Origin of the sequence: Aurantimonas marianensis (assembly GCF_024195285.1) — a bacterium.
GTDB lineage: Bacteria > Pseudomonadota > Alphaproteobacteria > Rhizobiales > Rhizobiaceae > Aurantimonas > Aurantimonas marianensis.
On sequence record NZ_JALHBS010000128.1, the window covers coordinates 1 to 4,907 of the forward strand.

A 4,907-nucleotide genomic window follows, 5' to 3' on the forward strand; every position below is an offset into this window, starting at 1 on the left:
CCGGAGATGACGACGTTGCAGCGTACCCGGCCGATGATCTGAAGGATCTGGGCGCCCTCCGGCGAAATCGCGCCGAACCGCACGAGATCATCGAGCGTCAGCTTGTCCTTCTTGAACTTGCGGATCGTCAAAGTCGGTCCGTCGATGGCCAGCGGCGGCGCAATGACGTTGACGCGGGACCCATCGGCCAACCGGGCATCGCAGATGGGGCTCGATTCATCGACGCGCCGGCCGACCTGGCTGACGATCCGTTGGCAGACGTTCAGCAGTTGCTGGTTGTCCTGGAAACGGACGTCCGTCTCCTGCACCTTGCCGTTCACCTCGATGAAGATGCGGTTACGGCCATTGACCATGATGTCCGCTATGTCGTCGCGGGCGAGCAGCGGCTCCAGCGGTCCGTAGCCAAGCACATCGTCGCAGATTTCGCTGACCAGCGCCTCCTGCTCGACGATGCTGATCTGAACCTTTTTGGCCGCGATGATGTCGTTGACGACCTGGACGATCTCCTCGCGCGCCTCGTCGGTCTTCATGGTCGACAGGACCGACACGTCGATCGCGTCCACCAAGGCGTCGAAGATTTCACGCTTCAGGGAAAAATGCTTTTCGCCGCGCGGCTGCTTTTCCGGGCGCACGGCCCGCGGCGGCGTGACGGCGGTCTGGCTGGCGGCGACGACGCAGGCCACCGCCTCGTCAGCGGTCGCGGCCGGAATGCCCTCCTCTTCCGTCTTCCTGCCGAACATGGTGCCTCCGCAGCGATACGCTATGGCGTCCTGACGTTCGAGGATGGGTCACGTCCGTTGTGATGCGTGGAGCCGGTTGTCGATCGCGCCGCATTCGCGGCGAACCGGCCGTCTCAGGATCCCGAAGCGGTCATCGCCTGACGAAGGGAATGCTATCGCAGCACGATTGCAGCGCCGTAAAATCGATCGATGCAATTGTAATCAATAGCGAATAAGTCGCGATGAAACGCGCGTCCTTCGGCGTAAGGGGACGCGGTCAGTTCAGCGGAATGCGACGGGATACGCTCAGCGTCATGCCGTTTTCCGACACCCCCGGCACCACGAATTCGAAGGGATAGGCGATCGCAAGCGTACGAAATGACACGCCTGCTTCCGTCGCTGTTCCGAAATCGATCTGAAGAAGCTCGGGGCTGTTGCCGGTGAAGGAGGCGCGGATCGTCGAATCCAGATCCGGATTCGACACCGTCGCGTCGGTCAGGACGGAGCGAACCGCGAAATCCGCCGCGAAGGCGAGGTCGTTGCGGACATTGAGGGCCCGTCCGAATTCGACGACGCCGAGCGAGACCAGCAGCAACGGAAAGCATATGATGGCGAATTCGACCGCCGTCGCGCCCCCATCGTCGTTTCGGAAGCGGTTCCGCAGGCTCATCGTATCTGAACCTGGATCTGCGGCCCGAAGTTGAGATCGGGAATGATCCAGCCGCTATAGGTCTTTTTCCCGCCGATTTGATAGAAGCTGTAGGTCGGCGCCGACCCGGCGCAACTGGTCGAGGCGGGCACCGCGACGTCGGGCGCTTCCGGGCAAGCGTAATAGCGCGACACCGACACCACCAGATCAAGGGCGACCGCCGGGTCTGCCGAGCGCGGAAAATTCGGCGTGGCGGTGGCCGTCATGACGTCGATGACACGCTGTTCCCCCGGATCGGCCATCGCGGTCTGCGCGCCCGCGCGCAGGACATGGTCGATTGCCATCCGTTCGTTCAATGCCAGGCCGAGATCCGCCGTCGCGATCAGAGCGAAGAACAGGATCGGCGCAAAGAGAGCGAATTCGACCGCCGACACGCCGTCGATGCCGGCCATCAGCGCATGGACGCGAGCCGCCGATCGCCGGGGACGAGAGCGGCTGCCTCGCAGGTCGCGGGAAAAGGACGGCAAAGCACCCATCGCGGTTCATCGCCTCCCGAACAGGCGCGCGGCAAGACTATTGATGCCCTTCTTCGCGGACGACGACACGTCCTTGCCGCTGATCAGCGATCGCCCGAGTTCGACGAAGGAGCGCGCCACGGGCGAGCGGGTCGATGTCTCCCCGATCATGCGACCGTCATTGGCTGCGTTGCCGAACAGCGCCGGGTCGAAGGGAATACTCAGGCTCGGCTCGAGCGCGACGGCAGTGGCAAAGGCCGGAGCCTTGATCTCGGGGCGTTTCGGAATGCCGATCTGGTTCAGTACGAGTTTGGGAGGGTCGTCATGCGGTCGCGTGGATCGCAGAAAATCGACGATGCCCTTGACGTTGCGCATGTTGGCGAGGTCCGGCGCGGCGGTGATGACGACGTCGTCCGCATCCGTCAGGAGCCGTTTCACCCAGGCGGTCCACATATGGGGAAGGTCGAGGATCGTCAGCCGGGCGCTCGATCGCGCGATATCGATCAGGCCGTTGAAATCCGTCTCCCGCAGATCGTAGGCGTTGGTCAGGGTAAGCGGCGGCGTCAGGACGGAGAGCCTTTCGCCGTGCTGCGTCATAATCCGCTCCAGCAGGACCTCGTCAAGGCGGTCGGCGTCGCTGATCGCCTCCATGACCCCCTGCCCGGCCTCGATGTTGAAGTCCAGGCCGGCGGTGCCGAAAGGCAGATCCATATCGATCAGAAGCACGTCCGAATCGAAGGAGGACGCCAGCGACCAGGCGGTATTGTGGGCCACGGTCGATGACCCGACGCCGCCACGCGCGCCGAAGAAGGCGCAGACCTTCCCCGGCTTCTGTGCGCCGGCGCTCTTGTAGAGACGGCCGATCGTCGTGATCAGCGCCATCACGTCCAGCGGGGCCACGACATATTCGTGGATGCCTTGCTCGATCAATTCGCGATAGAGCGCGACGTCGTTGCGGTGACCGATCACGACGACTTTGGTGGTCGTCAGACAGACATCGGCCAGCGCGTTCAGTCCGGCGAACAGCGCGGCGTCCTCGGCCGTCGTTTCCACGATGACGAGATTGGGGGTCGGGCCCTTGCCGTAGAGCTCGATCGCCGCCGGCAACCCGCCGCCATGGACCGTCATTCGCGTCCGCTGCAGGCGTCGGTCCGCGGCGGCCGCCTCGGCCGTGCGGGCAAGCTCCTCGGTCTCGGTGAAGACCGCGATGGCGATTTGCGGAATGATCAGGCTGCCGGTGGCGGACCCGTTCGTGGCCGCCTGTCTCGGCGGCGCCTTGTCCCCGGTGGCGGCGGAAGCAGGCATCGCGGGCGCCTCTTCGACCGTCAAGGCGAAGACCTGCGGACTCGCCCCGGCGATCCCGCGGTATGGGGCGCGACCTTCACGACCTCTATCTTGCCGTCACGATAGACGCCGACCGTCGGCTCTCGCCGTTTGACCGCGAGTTTCGGTTCGTTGCGATCCGCCGCTGATCGCAACGCCAGGGAGAGCGCCCCGGAGGCCTCGGCGGCGGTGATCATTTCCACCTGCTGGATGTCCAGTTCGAGGGTCGCCGTCCGCCCGACAACGACTTCCTGCGGGCTCGACGGGTCGGCGTTGCGGCTTTGGTCGACCGCCAGGACGCGGATATTCCTCAATATGGCCCGGCTGACACTTTGTGGCGGTTCAGCGCCGGTGGCCGGCCGCGTATAGGTATGAACCACGTCGACCCGGTCGTTCGGCAGTACGAAGCCGCCGGCCGTGTTTTCCGCCGAGACCCGGACCGCGACAGCGCGTTTGCCGGGTGGCAGCAGGGCGGACATGTAGCCGGAGCCGGCCGGAGCCAGCTTTTCGCTGCGGATCGGTTCGCTTTCCTGGAACTGACTCCTGACGAGCGAGCCGGCGAGCGTCTCGATCGCGTCGGGCCGCGAGGAACGCGTGATGAAACCGGCCGACACGGCGACTTCCGGCCACGGCTGCCAGCGCATGCTGGTCTCTTCCAGCAAGCGTCCCTGACCGATCTCGGCGGACGCCACGAGCACTTCGCTCATTGCGATCTGCGCGATCGCGGGCGCCTGTTCGACGCGAACGGGAGCGTCGTCCTGGGCGAATGAAATCCAGGCGGCGAGGCCGCCCGAGCCGAGCGCCGCCACGAAGATGAGAACTCGAATCATTGTCCTACCGCGCGGGAAGGTTGTTATCGAACCCGCCTGCTTCCTCATAATCCAAGGGAGCTTAGGGCCGCGAGCTTGACCACCGGTTAAGAAAGGACGTTAACGGGATAGGTCGCATTTTCGTGGTCGTCGCGGGGCTCTATCGCTTGATGACTGCCGGCGTGAACCGAAAAATCGTCATTCCACCGCGGGTGCCGCTGGCGCGGTTGCTGCCGGCTGCGCCGGCCCGGCGGCATCCCCGGCGCCGCGATACAGACGCATGTTGCGTGCGGCGACCTGTCCGTCTGTCCGTATTGCCGTGACGTTGCGATGAGGGGGAAAGGCGTCCGCGGTGTGGACCGCCATGTTCGCCTGCATCGCGTTGCCTGCCCCCAGGGAGATTGTGTCGCGCTGATTGGCATAGTCCGCGCAGCCCGTCAGCAGGGCAGTGGCGGCAAGGACGACGATCTCAAGGCCGGGGGCGCGCATCGGCGTTATCCGTATCAATGTCGATGATGTGGCCGTAGGGACCCGAAATGCCCTGGCCTTCCTTGAACGATCGCAGCATGGCGTTGTCCACCTCCAGTAGGCCGAGGGCAAAGAGCTCGACGTCGTCGGGCGAGCGGGTCTGGTCGAGAGGGGAATGAAGTTGCTCGCCGGGGCTTGCCGGCTGGACGAGGCGGGGGGTGACGACCACCACCAGATCGGTCTCCTGCTTCTGGAAGCTGGTCGAACGGAACAATGCGCCGAGAACCGGCACCTGGCCGATCCACGGCAATTGCTCGATCGTCTTGGCGTTCACCGTCTGCAGCAGGCCGGCCATGGCGAAGCTCTGGCCGTCGCGCAGTTCGATGACGGTCTGCGCCTTGCGCGAAGATATTGCCGAATGCGG

6 protein-coding genes and 1 pseudogene are annotated in these 4,907 nt (G+C 64.6%); all 7 read right to left on the bottom strand.

Annotated features, from left to right (window positions below; genetic code table 11):
* Nucleotides 1–740, bottom strand: a 740-nt coding sequence (locus tag MJ956_RS18505; RefSeq protein WP_253965894.1) for a TadA family conjugal transfer-associated ATPase, incomplete at its 3' end; no start/stop codon positions are given.
* A gap of 256 nt (nucleotides 741–996) precedes the next feature.
* Nucleotides 997–1,389, bottom strand: a complete 393-nt coding sequence (locus tag MJ956_RS18510; protein WP_253965895.1) for a TadE/TadG family type IV pilus assembly protein — start codon at nucleotides 1,387–1,389, stop codon at nucleotides 997–999.
* Nucleotides 1,386–1,820: a TadE/TadG family type IV pilus assembly protein gene (locus MJ956_RS18515; RefSeq protein ID WP_253965896.1), complete on the bottom strand. Its 435-nt coding sequence runs from the start codon at nucleotides 1,818–1,820 to the stop codon at nucleotides 1,386–1,388. Before MJ956_RS18515 ends, MJ956_RS18510 begins: the two co-directional genes overlap by 4 nt.
* 90 nt (nucleotides 1,821–1,910) lie before the next feature.
* Nucleotides 1,911–3,188 carry a CpaE/TadZ family protein gene (locus tag MJ956_RS18520; RefSeq protein ID WP_253965897.1) on the bottom strand — a complete coding sequence of 426 codons (1,278 nt, stop codon included), beginning with the start codon at nucleotides 3,186–3,188 and terminating at the stop codon, nucleotides 1,911–1,913.
* A gap of 20 nt (nucleotides 3,189–3,208) precedes the next feature.
* A complete protein-coding gene (cpaB, locus tag MJ956_RS18525; RefSeq protein WP_253965898.1) occupies nucleotides 3,209–4,036 on the bottom strand; it encodes a Flp pilus assembly protein CpaB in 828 nt (275 codons plus the stop codon).
* 177 nt (nucleotides 4,037–4,213) lie between these two features.
* Entirely contained in the window at nucleotides 4,214–4,504 is a 291-nt protein-coding gene (locus MJ956_RS18530; protein ID WP_253965899.1) for a hypothetical protein, read from the bottom strand.
* A pseudogene (locus tag MJ956_RS18535) lies at nucleotides 4,485–4,907 on the bottom strand (type II and III secretion system protein family protein); the annotation flags it as partial. The pseudogene MJ956_RS18535 and the gene MJ956_RS18530, both read right to left, overlap by 20 nt.